Annotated in this window: 13 protein-coding genes; 7 read left to right on the top strand and 6 right to left on the bottom strand. The window is 34.8% G+C overall.

Translation table 11 applies throughout. The annotated features are described in order from the left end of the window. Positions 1–116 precede the first annotated feature (116 nt). Both ACFPH8_RS13555 and era read left to right on the top strand, forming a co-directional pair. Entirely contained in the window at positions 117–575 is a 459-nt protein-coding gene (locus tag ACFPH8_RS13555) for an RNA methyltransferase (RefSeq protein WP_376861733.1), read from the top strand. 25 nt (positions 576–600) lie between these two features. Further along, a complete protein-coding gene (gene era, locus ACFPH8_RS13550; protein ID WP_376861731.1) occupies positions 601–1482 on the top strand; it encodes a GTPase Era in 882 nt (293 codons plus the stop codon). Positions 1483–1560: 78 nt separating this feature from the next. On the opposite strand, the gene ACFPH8_RS13545 is transcribed toward era, so the two are convergent. Further along, positions 1561–2058: a GTP-binding protein gene (locus ACFPH8_RS13545; protein WP_248395447.1), complete on the bottom strand. Its 498-nt coding sequence runs from the start codon at positions 2056–2058 to the stop codon at positions 1561–1563. 130 nt (positions 2059–2188) lie between these two features. Here ACFPH8_RS13545 and der point away from each other — a divergent pair, with 130 nt between their 5' ends. Both der and ACFPH8_RS13535 read left to right on the top strand, forming a co-directional pair. Continuing rightward, positions 2189–3493, top strand: coding sequence for a ribosome biogenesis GTPase Der (gene der / locus ACFPH8_RS13540; protein ID WP_248395444.1), 1305 nt, complete (start codon positions 2189–2191; stop codon positions 3491–3493). Between the two features lie 177 nt (positions 3494–3670). Further along, complete coding sequence (locus ACFPH8_RS13535) at positions 3671–6475, top strand: outer membrane beta-barrel protein (protein WP_376861728.1); 2805 nt, start codon at positions 3671–3673, stop codon at positions 6473–6475. 103 nt (positions 6476–6578) lie between these two features. Here ACFPH8_RS13535 and ACFPH8_RS13530 read toward each other — a convergent pair whose 3' ends face one another. From ACFPH8_RS13530 to ACFPH8_RS13510, 5 genes are all read right to left on the bottom strand, one after another. After that, positions 6579–7421, bottom strand: coding sequence for a TPM domain-containing protein (locus ACFPH8_RS13530; RefSeq protein ID WP_376861726.1), 843 nt, complete (start codon positions 7419–7421; stop codon positions 6579–6581). A 9-nt stretch (positions 7422–7430) separates the two neighbouring features. Next, the gene (locus ACFPH8_RS13525) at positions 7431–7868 is read right to left on the bottom strand and encodes a TPM domain-containing protein (protein ID WP_248395438.1); all 438 of its coding nucleotides are present in this window, start codon (positions 7866–7868) and stop codon (positions 7431–7433) included. Between the two features lie 5 nt (positions 7869–7873). Beyond that, entirely contained in the window at positions 7874–8470 is a 597-nt protein-coding gene (locus ACFPH8_RS13520) for a LemA family protein (RefSeq protein ID WP_376861724.1), read from the bottom strand. A 64-nt stretch (positions 8471–8534) separates the two neighbouring features. Beyond that, positions 8535–8864: a MerR family transcriptional regulator gene (locus ACFPH8_RS13515; protein WP_248395434.1), complete on the bottom strand. Its 330-nt coding sequence runs from the start codon at positions 8862–8864 to the stop codon at positions 8535–8537. Beyond that, complete coding sequence (locus ACFPH8_RS13510; protein ID WP_376861721.1) at positions 8864–9835, bottom strand: peptidoglycan DD-metalloendopeptidase family protein; 972 nt, start codon at positions 9833–9835, stop codon at positions 8864–8866. Before ACFPH8_RS13510 ends, ACFPH8_RS13515 begins: the two co-directional genes overlap by 1 nt. A gap of 220 nt (positions 9836–10055) precedes the next feature. Between ACFPH8_RS13510 and alaS the strand changes: the two genes are divergently transcribed. From alaS to ACFPH8_RS13495, 3 genes are all read left to right on the top strand, one after another. Next, positions 10056–12665 (top strand): alanine--tRNA ligase, encoded by a 2610-nt coding sequence (gene alaS, locus ACFPH8_RS13505; protein WP_376861719.1) that lies wholly within the window; start codon positions 10056–10058, stop codon positions 12663–12665. A 142-nt stretch (positions 12666–12807) separates the two neighbouring features. After that, the gene (locus tag ACFPH8_RS13500; RefSeq protein ID WP_376861717.1) at positions 12808–13185 is read left to right on the top strand and encodes a GxxExxY protein; all 378 of its coding nucleotides are present in this window, start codon (positions 12808–12810) and stop codon (positions 13183–13185) included. Between the two features lie 85 nt (positions 13186–13270). Continuing rightward, positions 13271–14242, top strand: a complete 972-nt coding sequence (locus ACFPH8_RS13495; protein ID WP_376861715.1) for a GSCFA domain-containing protein — start codon at positions 13271–13273, stop codon at positions 14240–14242. Positions 14243–14267 lie beyond the last annotated feature (25 nt).

Genomic DNA, 14267 nt, shown 5'->3' with positions numbered 1-14267 from the left:
TTAGCAATTATTGGATCTAGGTAGTCAACCAGATCCAACTTTTAAATATGTTCGCAAATCTAATCCATTTCTACATATTTATATTTCCATTTTTTCAATTTTTAGTAAATTGCAGCATGAGTAATAATTTTCAAAATGAATTTTTTGGTATCGGGATTCAAAATGGTAAAACACCTGAAAACTTGGGTGTGTTATGGCGTTCGGCTCAAAATTTAGGTGCTAGTTTTATATTTACTATTGGAAATCGCTATGCCAAACAAGCTTGCGATACGCATAATGCTGTAAAAGCCATGCCGTATTTTCATTATGAAACTTTCAACGATTTTCTAAAAAACTTACCAAAAGGTGCCCGAATTGTTGGTGTGGAATTAACAGATCAAGCCGAAAATTTAGAGACCTTTCACCATCCAAGGCGCTGTGTGTATTTATTGGGTGCGGAGGATCATGGTTTGTCCAATCAAGCTATTGAAAAGAGTCATTTTTTAATTAAATTCAAGTCGAAATTAAGTCTCAACGTATCTGTAGCTGGAAGTATTGTGATGTATGATAGAGGAATAAATAAACCAAGGTCGTAACTTTGCAGCAATTAAACTCACACATATGAATCATAAAGCTGGATTTGTAAATATTATTGGAAACCCAAATGTAGGGAAGTCCACATTAATGAATGCCTTTATTGGCGAAAAACTATCCATTATAACCTCCAAGGCACAAACCACGCGTCATCGGATTTTGGGTATTGTTAATGGTGATGATTTTCAGATGGTCTTATCTGATACACCAGGAATAATCAAGCCTGCTTACGAAATGCAGGAATCCATGATGGATTTTGTAAAATCGGCTTTTGACGATGCGGACGTTTTGATTTATATGGTTGAAATAGGCGAAAAGGAACTGAAAGATGAGGCGTTTTTCAACCGCATAACCAATTCAACAATTCCGGTTTTATTACTCTTAAATAAAATTGATAAATCAGATCAAGATCAATTAGAAGCGCAAGTTCAATTGTGGGCCGCTAAAGTGCCAAATGCCGAGATTATGGCCGTTTCTGCTTTAGAAGGTTTTGGCGTTCGCGAAGTATTTGATAGAATTATTGAGTCACTTCCAGAATCACCACCTTTTTATCCAAAGGATCAATTAACCGATAAACCAGAGCGGTTTTTTGTAAATGAGATTATTCGCGAGAAAATATTAATGCATTACAAAAAAGAAATTCCATATGCGGTAGAAATTGATACCGAAGAGTTTTTTGAAGAAGATGACATTATCCGTATGCGTTCCGTTATTATGGTAGAGCGTGAAACCCAAAAAGGCATTATTATTGGCCATAAAGGTTCGGCTTTAAAGCGCGTAGGTGTGGAAGCTAGAAAAGATTTGGAAAAGTTTTTTGGCAAACAAGTCCACTTGGAATTGTATGTTAAAGTGAATAAAAATTGGCGAAGTAATCAACGTCAATTAAAGCGTTTTGGCTATAATCAATAGTGGAATTATGCATTTTGAGTCTGTGGTGAGCATGGGTCAGTTTGCTTGAATTTGGTTTTTATTCGACACTAATTAAGCTTATGCGTTAATAATTTTTTCCATAAATTCATGGAGTTCATGCATTTGGTCTTTACTAGAATCACGACCAATACGTCCCGCAAAATACATGCCTATCCAGATAATAACCATGAGAACCATGACACCAATTTGAATGGCAAATTCGTTATCCAGCGTCCAATTGGAATAGGCCCAAACGCCAAACCCAATAAATAAACCACCCACAATAAAGTGAAAAAACATAAACATGGTCCATACCGTTGGATTGGGTCCAAATAAGCCATGAAGCATAGCCGTTTCGTGGTTTACCTCATTGACTTCTAAATGCAGTTGCGGCGACCAAAAATGCTGTTTGCTTTTTGGGAGTTTTAAAAAAATATGATCGTCAATAATGGAAATTATATATTCAGATTGTTGCTTTTTAGCATCAGCAAATAGCTGGATAACGTCGGTATTGCTTTGGGGAAGCTCCTTTTTAAAGCGTGGACGTAATACAATTTCATCTGTATGTAAACTCATTATTGTCTGACTATTAAGTTTTTAATTACCTGAATACAATTTCTTTTTTTAAAATACATATTTTAAACATGCACTAAATATAACGAAATCATTAGCTTATCATTATATTTGCACCAAATTTTGTAATAACATGAGTAATATAGTTGCCATAGTTGGTCGTCCAAATGTTGGAAAGTCCACCTTCTTTAACCGTTTAATTCAACGTAGAGAAGCTATTGTGGATGCCACAAGTGGTGTAACCAGAGACCGCCATTATGGAAAAAGTGACTGGAATGGCCGTGAGTTTTCAGTCATAGATACTGGCGGTTACGTAAAAGGAAGTGATGATGTTTTTGAAGCTGAAATTGATAAGCAAGTTGAAATTGCTATTGATGAAGCCGATGCTATAATTTTTATGGTAGATGTAGAGTCTGGCGTAACAGGTATGGATGAAGATGTTGCTAAATTGCTTCGTAAGGTGTCCAAACCTGTTTTTTTAGTTGTCAATAAAGTGGATAATGCCAAGCGCGCAGAAAATGCTGTGGAATTCTATTCATTAGGTTTAGGCGATTACTTTACCATTGCTAGTATAAATGGCAGTGGAACTGGCGATTTGCTAGATGCCCTAGTGGACGCCTTGCCAGAAAAAGAAATTGAAGAAGAAACGGAATTGCCTCGTTTTGCAGTGGTTGGTCGTCCAAATGCTGGAAAATCATCATTTATAAATGCCTTAATTGGAGAAGATAGATACATTGTAACGGATGTTGCTGGAACCACTAGAGATTCTATTGATACGAAATACAACCGTTTTGGTTTCGAATTTAATCTGGTGGACACCGCAGGAATTCGTAAAAAATCCAAGGTTAAAGAGGATTTAGAATTTTATTCAGTTATGCGTAGTGTGCGTGCTATTGAACATTCGGACGTTTGTTTGGTGGTATTAGATGCCACGCGTGGATTTGATGGGCAAGTTCAAAACATATTCTGGTTAGCCGAACGAAACCGTAAAGGGATTGTTATTTTGGTTAACAAATGGGATTTGGTTGAAAAAGATACCAAAACAACCAAAGAATTTGAGAAGCATATTAGAGAACAAATGGAACCCTTTACGGATGTGCCCATTGTTTTCATTTCCGTATTAAATAAACAACGTATTTATAAAGCTATTGAAACGGCTGTTGAGGTATATAATAACCGAAACAAAAAGATCAAGACGAGTAAGCTAAACGAAATTATGTTGCCTATTATTGAAAACTATCCACCACCAGCTTACAAAGGTAAGTTTGTGAAGATAAAATACATTATGCAGTTGCCAACACCACAACCGCAGTTTGCTTTTTTCTGTAATTTACCACAATACGTAAGAGATGGTTATAAGCGATTTTTAGAAAATAAACTGCGTGAGCACTTTGATTTTCATGGTGTTCCTGTGAGCGTTTATATGCGTAAAAAGTAGATTAAACCCTTATTTAATAAACAAACCCACTTGCAATTGCAAGTGGGTTTTTGTTTGCCTTTAAGGTTTCATTTGTAAGATTTTATAACAAAAGTTTATGCTTTTTTTAAGACCCTTCATACTTTAAACAATTTATATTCGTTTCCTTAAAAACCCAACCAAAATCATCAATCAATCATGAAGAATTTATTCTTTATAGTCTTCTTTTTTGCTATATCAGTTGCGTTTTCGCAATCTAGACCTATTCAAATTTCAGGTAAAATTATTTCTGTAGATGAACAATTACCTTTAGAATCTGCAACCGTTCACTTGGAGCGTTTGTCGGATAGTACCGTTATTACCTATACTATTTCAGATAAAGACGGTAAATTTAGTTTAGAAGATCGTATTTCAGATAAGTCTGTTAAACTGCACGTCTCCTATGTAGGGTATAGAACCTATTCTAAAACCATTTCGTTAAGCAATCCAGTGGTTAATTTAGAAACCATAAACCTAGATGTCAGTAATGAGTTGGATGAAGTGGTAATCAAATCATCAGCGCCAATTACTATTAAAAAAGATACTTTAGAGTTTAATGTGAGTTCGTTTAAAACGAAAAAAGACGCCACTGTTGAAGATCTTTTAAAAGAATTACCAGGTGTTGAAGTTGATGAAGACGGTAAAATAAAAATTAACGGTAAAGAGGTGAATAAAATTCTTGTTAATGGTAAACCCTTTTTTGGAGATGATCCGACCATTACCACTAAAAACTTAACAAAAGAATTGATTGAAAAAATTCAAGTGGTGGATACCAAAACCAAAGCAGAAGCTTTTTCAGGCGAAGAAGTAGATGGTGAAAATAAAACTATTAACTTAACTATTAAAGAGGAAAATAACAAAGGGGTTTTTGGTCGTGTAGCGGCAGGAGCTGGAACAAACGAGCGTTATGAAGGCGCAGGAATGCTAAATTATTTTGATAACGACCGTCGTTTAAGCGTGTTGGCTGGTGGCAATAATATTAATTCGCCAGGATTTAGTTTTGGAGAAATCCGTAAAATGTTTGGTGGCGGTTATAGTATGTCCATGTCAAGTAATGGGGCTTTTACTATTGATGGTCGGTCTTTTGGTGGTGGAGAAGGGATTACCAAATCACAAAACGCAGGTTTAAATTATGCAGACAAAATTGGTGAAAAAACAGATGTGTCAGCCGATTATTTTTTCTCCGGAAGTAGTTCTGAAAACAAAACGGCTTCCCAACGTGAAAATATTTTACCAGATTCTCGATACTATACCAATTCCGTTTCTAGTAGCTATAATGATAGTGATAGTCATTCTGCTAATGTGGGGTTTGATATTGAAGTAGATTCTACATTTTTAATTAACGTTGATCCCTCATTCCGATATTCTAAAAGTACGAATACCTATAATGCAGCGGAAGAATCTTTAAATAATGACAACCTTTTAACCAACAATTCAACATCCAATTCCTATGTTGAGAATACAGGCAAAAATTTTAGAAACAATATTAATATCACTAAAAAGTTTGGTAAAAAAGGTGCATTTGTAAGGGTAAATTTAACCAATGAAATTAACACACGAGAATCTGAAGATTTTTTAACATCGGTAACCAATGTTTATGGGGAAGATGTAAGCAATCCTAATAACCCAGATTACGTTTTAATAGATCAAACTGAACGTGATCAATTTACAAATGGAGAAGGTGATGTTACTAATTTTAAATCCAGTATAAATTACCGTTTACCATTAATTGCAGAGAAGTTGTTTTTAGATTTTGATTATGCTTATGCACGCGATAAAAGTACCGACACCAAAAGTACTTTTGATAAAGATACGCAAGGTGATTTTACGGTTTTTAATGAAGATTTAAGTACTGATTTTGAATATTTAGATGAAAGTATGACGCCTGGTATAGGTTTAAGTTTTCGTAATAAAATATGGTCGTCAAGAATTGGATTTAATTATGTGTATAGAACATTAGGAAACACGGATTTATTACGTCCAGAGTTGAGTATTGAAAAACGTTTTGAAGCGCTGGAATTAAATGGCTATTTACGCTATAAGTTTAATCAAAAATCATCCTTTTGGTCTAGCTACCGTTTAAACAATGAGCCACCTAGATTATCGCAACTACAGGCGTTTCAAAATGTGTCAGATCCATTGAATACTATTGTTGGTAATCCTAATTTGGAACCATCCAACAGTCATCGTATAAATTTAGGTTTTAATGCGTTCGACTGGCAAAAACGTACCGGATTCTATTCCTATGTTGGTGGTACTTTTACAAATAACCAAGTAGTTTCTAAAACCACAGTTGATGATAATTTTGTAAGAACAACAACCTTTGCTAACGTAGATGGTAACTACCAGTTTTATGCCAATATGGATTATAGCAAGGATGTTAAAATTGATAGTTTGCGAACGGTAAAAGTAAGCGTTGGTGTTAACGGAAATTTAAGACGAAACATCAACTTTAATAACGAGGTTCAATATGCAAGTAAAGTGCGAGAATTATCGCCAGAAGTTGGGCTTCGTTTTACATGGAAAGATGTTATGGAATTCAGACCACGTTACTCCGTTTCTTTTACAAAAAACAAATACGATTTGGATGAGTTTGAAGATCGCGAATTTTTAGAACATAATTTAAATTTTTCAACAGCATTATTCCTGCCTAAAAAGTTTGAATGGCGAAATGATATTGATTTTAACTACAATCCAAATATTGGTGTCGGGTTTCAAAAAAGCGCATGGTTTTGGAATTCTACTTTAGCATATTCAGTTTTAAAGGACGCAGGAACTGTTACGTTAAAAGTTTATGACTTGTTAGACCAAAATACGAACGCCAGACGAACGGCAACCCAAAACTACATTCAGGATTCGCAAAGTACCGTTTTAGAACAATATTTCATGTTAAGCTTTAGCTGGAAATTTAATAGCTTAGGTAGTAAAGGTGAAACCAAAGATGATAACTTCTATTGGGATTAAGAAATTTTAATTGCTTCAATTTTTGAGTCAAAAAAAGCCATTCTAGTTTCTGCTAAAATGGCTTTTTTTTATTTAAACCTTAAACCTGTAATCTTAAACCAACTTACCAACCTCCAGATGCGCCTCCACCTCCAAAGCCACCGCCTCCGAAGCCACCGCCAAATCCGCCGCCTCCAAAGCTGCCTCCAGACGATCCTCCGAAACCACCTGATGAACCACCATAGCCACCACGTCCTAGATTACTTAAAATAATAGCGTCTAAAATACTAAACCCTCCAGATTTATTGTTTCCAGAACCATTGTTTCCGCCACCACGTCGGCTTTTAGAAATAGCAATAATGATAAAAATAAATACTATAAAGAGGAAGAAGAAAAAACCTATGGGAGAGCCACTGGAATCACCTTGTCGTGAACCTTGGTACTCGCCAGTCATTACTTCAAAAATAGCATCTGCACCTCGGTTTAGACCACCAGGATAATTATTTTGTTTAAAGAAAGGGATGATATCATTTTGTATTATACGTTTGCTCATGGCGTCTGTAAGCAAATGCTCCACACCATAACCGGTATTGATGGCAATTTTCTTATCATCACGCGCTAATAAAATTAATACACCATTATCTTCTTTTGCTTGACCAATTCCCCATTTCTGCCCCCATTGTGCCCCTAAATAGTTTATGTTTTCACCATTAGTTGATGAAATAATAGCAACTACAATCTGCGTGGATGTGGTATCCGAATATTTGACTAATTTATTTTCTAAAGCCCTTTTTTCTGGAGCCGATAATAAACCTATATAATCATAAACACTGGTCTGTACTTTCGGGATTTCAGGAATAGTAAACTGTGCCAAACTAGATTGCATACCTACAAACAGCATAACACAAATAAGGCTAAACTGTTTAATAGATAAAGGTGTGAAAATGTAATTTTTTAAGTTTGGCATGTTTGGTTTTTATCCTTTTGAAATGGTATCAGGTAACTCATTCTTATCATTGTGTTCCCAAGGGAAATGTTGTTCTAAAGCCTTACCAGCTTTTAAAATTCCATCTACTAAACCTTGTTTAAAGTTTCCTTGTTTAAATTGAGTTTGAATGGCATTACGGGTTGTATCCCAGAAATCATCTGAAACCACATCGTTAATGCCTTTGTCGCCAAAAATTACAAAGTTTCTATCTTCTACAGCCACATAAATTAATACACCATTTTGCTGCTTGGTATTATCCATTTTTAAATAATGGAAAACTTCCATCGCACGATCAAAGACATCAATCTTGGATGTCTTTTCTAAATGAACACGTATTTCACCAGAGGTGTTTTTTTCAGCTTCGCGAATAGCCGCAATAATAGCTTGCTCTTCGTCTGCAGTTAAAAATTCTTCAATTTTAGACATAGCTCTTAAAATTCAAAATCAACATCAGGTGCATTTTCACTTCCTGGATCGGCTTTATATCTAGGCATTTCTTCAAATCCGAAAATTCCTGCTAAAAAGCTTCCTGGGAATTTTTTAATATGCTTGTCATAAATATTTACCGATTCGTTATAACGATCTCTTGCTACATTAATACGGTTTTCAGTGCCTTCTAATTGTGATTGTAACTCCAAGAAGTTTTGATTTGCTTTCAATTCAGGGTAGCGCTCTACGGATACTAATAATTTAGATAATGCGCCACTTAAGCCCGATTGTGCTTGTTGAAATTGCGCCATATCATCTGCAGTTAAATTGCTGGCATCAATAGTCGTGGACGTTGCTTTAGCACGTGCTTCTATAACTTCTCTTAAGGTTGTACGTTCAAAATCGGCAGCACCTTGAACTGTTTTTACCAAGTTTCCAATTAAGTCGTTACGACGTTGGTAGGAGCTTTCTACATCTGCCCAAGCTGTTTTAGCGTCTGCTTCATATTCTACTGCTGTATTATTGAATCCAACAGCCCAAGAGTAAATTGCTACTGCAAGAACGCCAATAATTATAACAGGAATTAACCATTTTTTCATAATAAGTTGTTTTTAGTATTTAGTATAAAGTTTGTATGTATTAATTGCGGTTTTTATTAAAATGTTACAACTGTTCTTTAATTTTAATAAGTTGTGCTTTGACATCTTCTAACTTGCTAATAATTTCAAAATTATTAAGTGTTTGCTGTTTCTCTTCTTTTAAGTGAATTTTAGCACCATCAAGCGTAAACCCACGCTCTTTAACCAAATGAAAAATGAGTTTCAAATTCTGAATATCATCAGGTGTAAATTTCCGATTGCCTTTCGCATTCTTTTTCGGTTGTAATACATCGAACTCTTTTTCCCAAAAGCGGATTAAAGAGGTGTTTACACCAAAAGCCTTGGCTACTTCACCAATTCCATAATAACGTTTTTCGGGTAAGTTGATATGCATTAGTCTAAAGATTGGTTTTCAAGCGTTGCATGTTTTAAAAGCTCGTCAAATTCTTCGGCTGAAAGATTGCCATAATAGAAATTTAACGGATTGATGCGTTCATCACCTTTAAAAACCTCGTAATGTAAATGTGCTCCTGAAGAACGGCCTGTATTTCCAACAAAACCAATTAAATCACCACGTTTTACTTTCTGGTTTTTCTTGACGTTATATTTATAAAGGTGCCCATATAAACTAACATAGCCAAAGCCATGATCAATCCGAATATGTTTGCCATATCCTGACGATTGGCTATCAGCACGCGTTACAACGCCATCACCAGAAGCGTAAACAGGAGTGCCTCGCGGCGCCGTAAAATCCATGCCGTAATGGAATTTCCGAACCTTTGTAAAGGGATCTGTTCTATAGCCATAACCAGATGCCATGCGTGTTAAATCTTCATTGCTTACAGGTTGAATAGCTGGAATAGCTTCCAACAATTTTTCTTTTTCTTCAGCTAGTTTAGCAATTTCATCTAATGATTTGGACTGCACTACAATTTGTTTTTGTAGCATATCAATACGCTTATTGCTTTCTATAATAAGTTTAGAGTTATCAAAACCTTCCAAGTTTTTGTAACGGTTTACACCGCCAAAACCAGCGCGTCGTTGTTCATCAGGAATTGGGTTGGTTTCAAAATATAATCGATAGATATGGTTATCACGATTGGCAACATCCTCTAAAACCAATTGGGCTTGATCCATTTTTTTGTTTAACAATTGATACTGCAATTGCATATTAGACAGCTCGCGTTTTAATGCCTTTTCTTGAGGCGATTCAATATATTGACTGGTAATAAACATAGTAAGAAACCCAAATAATCCAGCGGCTAAAATAAAAAGCCCGATGTATTTAAAGGTGCGTCTTTTCCTGCGCTCAATTTTCCTGTAGGAGAGCGTTTCAGAATCGTAATAATATTTTACCTTACTCATTGGCTAAATTTACTATTTTTGCAGTTAATTAGAATAGAATAATTAATTATTCTGCTCGGTAAACATTTAAAATTACATAATTACAGTGCTGGAATTAGCATGATGATAATTTATGTAAGTTATTTCTGTCTATTATTTTTTTAAAATTTTGGAGAGTAAATATATAAATTGTTTAGCACATGGTGGAATTTTAACAAAAGCTTACAACCCATTTTCATTTATGAAGTCTCAAGATATACGCTCAAAATTTCTACAATTTTTTAAGGATAAGCAACATAGCATTGTGCCATCAGCGCCAATGGTTTTAAAGGACGATCCCACTTTAATGTTTGTTAATTCCGGTATGGCACCTTTTAAAGAGTATTTTTTAGGAAATGCAGAGCCTAAAAATAACCGAATTGCCGATTCGCAAAAATGTTTGCGCGTTTCTGGAAAACATAATGATTTGGAGGAAGTTGGTTATGATACCTACCACCATACGCTTTTTGAAATGTTAGGGAATTGGAGTTTTGGCGATTATTTTAAAAAAGAAGCTATTGCTTGGGCTTGGGAATTACTAGTTGATGAGTTCGGGATTGATAAAGATATATTATATGTAACCGTTTTTGAAGGCGATGAAGCAGACGGAATTCCAATGGACCAAGAGGCCTATGATTTTTGGAAAGAATTGATTTCTGAAGATCGTATTCTTATGGGGAATAAAAAAGATAACTTTTGGGAAATGGGAGACCAAGGGCCATGTGGGCCTTGTAGTGAAATTCATGTTGATATTCGTTCAGCTGAAGAAAAAGCTAAAGTATCTGGTAAAGATTTGGTGAATATGGATCATCCACAAGTTGTGGAAATCTGGAATTTGGTGTTTATGCAGTATAATCGTAAAGCCAACGGTTCATTAGTGTCTTTGCCAAATAAGCATATTGATACAGGTATGGGGTTTGAGCGTTTATGTATGGTTTTACAAGGCGTAACATCCAATTATGATACCGATGTTTTTACACCAATTATTCGTGAAATAGAAACCATAACAGATAAGGATTATGGAAAAGAAGAAAATATTGATGTTGCTATTCGTGTTATTTCAGATCACGTGCGTGCTGTAGCATTTTCCATTGCAGATGGTCAATTACCTAGTAATACTGGAGCGGGTTATGTAATTCGTAGAATTTTACGTCGGGCTATTCGCTATAGTTTTACCTTTTTAGATCAGAAAGAACCATTTATTTATAGGCTGGTAGATGTTTTAAGTAAGAAAATGGGCGAAGCCTTCCCAGAATTAAAATCGCAAAAACAACTAATTGAAAATGTAATTAAAGAAGAGGAAGCCTCTTTTTTAAGAACGTTAGATCAAGGATTGGTGCTTTTAGATGGTATTGTGAAAAACACATCTGGCGATACCGTTTCAGGTGAAAAAGCCTTTGAATTATATGACACTTATGGCTTTCCTATAGATTTAACCGCTTTAATTCTTTCTGAACAAGGACTGAAATTAGACGAAAAGGGATTTAAGGAACATTTAGAAAAGCAGAAAAAAAGGTCGCGTGCGGCTAGTGAAATGTCCACAGACGATTGGACCATTTTAATTGATGATGCGGTTCAGGAATTTATAGGGTATGATGCATTAGAAGCAAAAGTTAAAATTACACGTTACCGTAAAGTGACTTCTAAAAAAGATGGTGATATGTATCAACTGGTTTTTAACTTAACGCCATTTTATGCAGAAGGCGGTGGGCAAGTTGGTGACAAAGGGTATTTAGAAGATGCCAATGGCGATATTGTTTATATTCTAGATACCAAGAAGGAGAATAACGTGGTTATGCATTTTGCTAAAAATTTACCAGAAAATATTGAAGATACGTTTACAGCAACTGTAGATGCGAAACAACGTTATAGAACCGAATGTAATCATACAGCAACTCATTTATTACACCAAGCCTTACGCGAAATTTTAGGACCTCATGTGGAGCAAAAAGGAAGTGCTGTTCATTCTAAATATTTACGATTTGATTTTTCGCATTTCTCTAAATTATCTGCTGAAGAATTACGCGATGTTGAGCATTTTGTAAATGCACGTATTGCAGGAAAATTACCTTTGCAAGAACAACGCAACATGCCAATGGATAAAGCTATTGAAGCTGGAGCCATGGCCTTATTTGGCGAAAAATATGGTGATACCGTTCGTATGGTTCGTTTTGGACAGTCTGTTGAATTATGTGGTGGAACTCATGTGAAGAATACAGGTGATATTTGGTTCTTTAAAATTGTGTCAGAAGGTGCTGTTGCAGCTGGAATCCGACGTATTGAAGCCATTACCAACGATGCTTTAAAAGATTATTTTGTTGATGTAAATAGAGCATTTAATGATATGAAAGTGCTTTTAAATAATAACGAACCCGTTAAAGCACTTCAAAATTTACAGGAGGAAAATAGTAGTCTAAAAAAACAAGTAGAAGCGTTGTTAAAGGACAAAGCCAAAAATTTAAAAGGCGATTTAAAATCAGAATTAACAGTAATAAGTGGTGTTCAGTTTTTAGCTAAAAAAATAGATTTAGACGCAGGAGGTATTAAAGATTTGTGTTTTGAATTGGGTAGCCAGTTTGATAATTTGTTTTTATTATTTGCCGCTGAAAATGATGGAAAAGCCTTGTTGTCCTGCTATGTTTCTAAAGAACTTGTAGCAAGTAAAGGTTTAAACGCTGGACAAATTGTTAGAGAATTAGGCAAGTATATCCAAGGTGGAGGTGGAGGTCAACCGTTTTTTGCAACAGCAGGCGGTAAGAATCCAGGTGGTATAGAGGAAGCTCTTGAAGCGGCTAAAAAGTATTTGGAATAGGAAGGAGGCTCTCGCGAAGGCGCAAAGACGCAAAGTTGGATTACAATGAGAACAAAAGGATAAATGAGTTATGGAATATTAATACTGTTTGCAGAAAATTATTTTCTTCAATATTTTTAGATAATTTAAATAAATAGAAGCTATGAATGAAAACGATATTTCAAAAGTTATAGTTGATGTTTGTTATCAAATTCATGTAGAAATTGGTCCAGGATTATTGGAGTCTGTTTATGAAGAAATATTATATCAAGAATTACTAAATGAAGGTATGATAGTTGAAAGACAAAAAGCACTTCCAGTAGTCTGGAGGGGTCAAAAATTAAATTTGAATTACAGAACTGATTTAATAGTTGAGAATAAAGTTATCATAGAAATTAAGTCGGTTCAAGAAATTCATCCAGTACATCCAAAACAATTGTTAACCTATTTGAAATTGTCAAAATTAAAACTCGGTTTACTAATAAATTTTAATAGTCCACTAATTAAAACAGGAATTACTAGAATTGTAAACGGTTTATAGTAAGTAGTTTGATTCTGATTTTCAGAAAAGCAACTTTGCGCCTTCGCGCCTTTGCGAGAAAAACAATTAAGAATAAATATCAGTAATGAACCTCCAAACAAAAATCCCATTAAAACCACAGACGCATAATCAAATAGATTATCATGCTAACGTGCTTTTATTAGGATCTTGTTTTGTTGAGAATATAGGTCAGAAATTAGATTATTTCAAGTTTCGGAATCTTCAAAATCCTTTCGGAATTCTATTTCACCCATTAGCTATTCAAAATCTCATTTCAAATGCTGTTACTAAAAAGGTTTATAAAGAAGAGGATGTTTTCTTTCACAATGAACAATGGCATAGTTTCGAAGCACATTCTGTATTAAGCAACACGAGTAAAACTGCTTTATTGGATGAACTGAATGCGCAGATTCAATTTACGCGAAATCAAATTGAATCAGCTTCTCATATTATAATAACATTAGGAACGGCTTGGGTATATCGTGATATAGAAAGTACAACAGTTGTTGCTAATTGTCATAAAGTTCCGCAGAAAAAATTCTCAAAAGAATTGTTGTCCGTTACCGATATATTAAAAAGTTTGCAAGTTTTTATACAGCATATTAAAAGCGTGAATCAATCCGCAAACATTATATTTACGGTGTCTCCCATTAGACATTTGAAAGACGGTTTTATTGAGAATACACAAAGTAAAGCGCATCTTATAACTGCTATTCACGCACTATTAAATGAAAAAGCATCACCTAATAAAGGGCAGTTATATTATTTTCCTTCTTATGAAATAATGATGGATGAATTACGCGATTATCGTTTTTATGCTGATGATATGATTCACCTAAACCAAACAGCTATACACTATATTTGGAATGCTTTTAAAAGAGTATGGGTTTCTGATGATGCCTTAAAAACGATGGATGAGGTTGATGCAATTCAAAGAGGGCTTCAGCATAAACCCTTTAATTCAAATTCAGAAGCGCATCAATTATTTCTTAAAAAACTTTCAGAAAAAAAGGTAAAATTAGAAACGAGCTTTCCGCATATAAGTTTTAAATTTTAATACCTTATTCGTAAATATACGTAAT

It is taken from the genome of Bizionia hallyeonensis, from assembly GCF_042657385.1.
GTDB classification, from domain to species: domain Bacteria; phylum Bacteroidota; class Bacteroidia; order Flavobacteriales; family Flavobacteriaceae; genus Algorimicrobium; species Algorimicrobium hallyeonense.
This window is presented reverse-complemented; position numbering and strand designations above follow the sequence as displayed.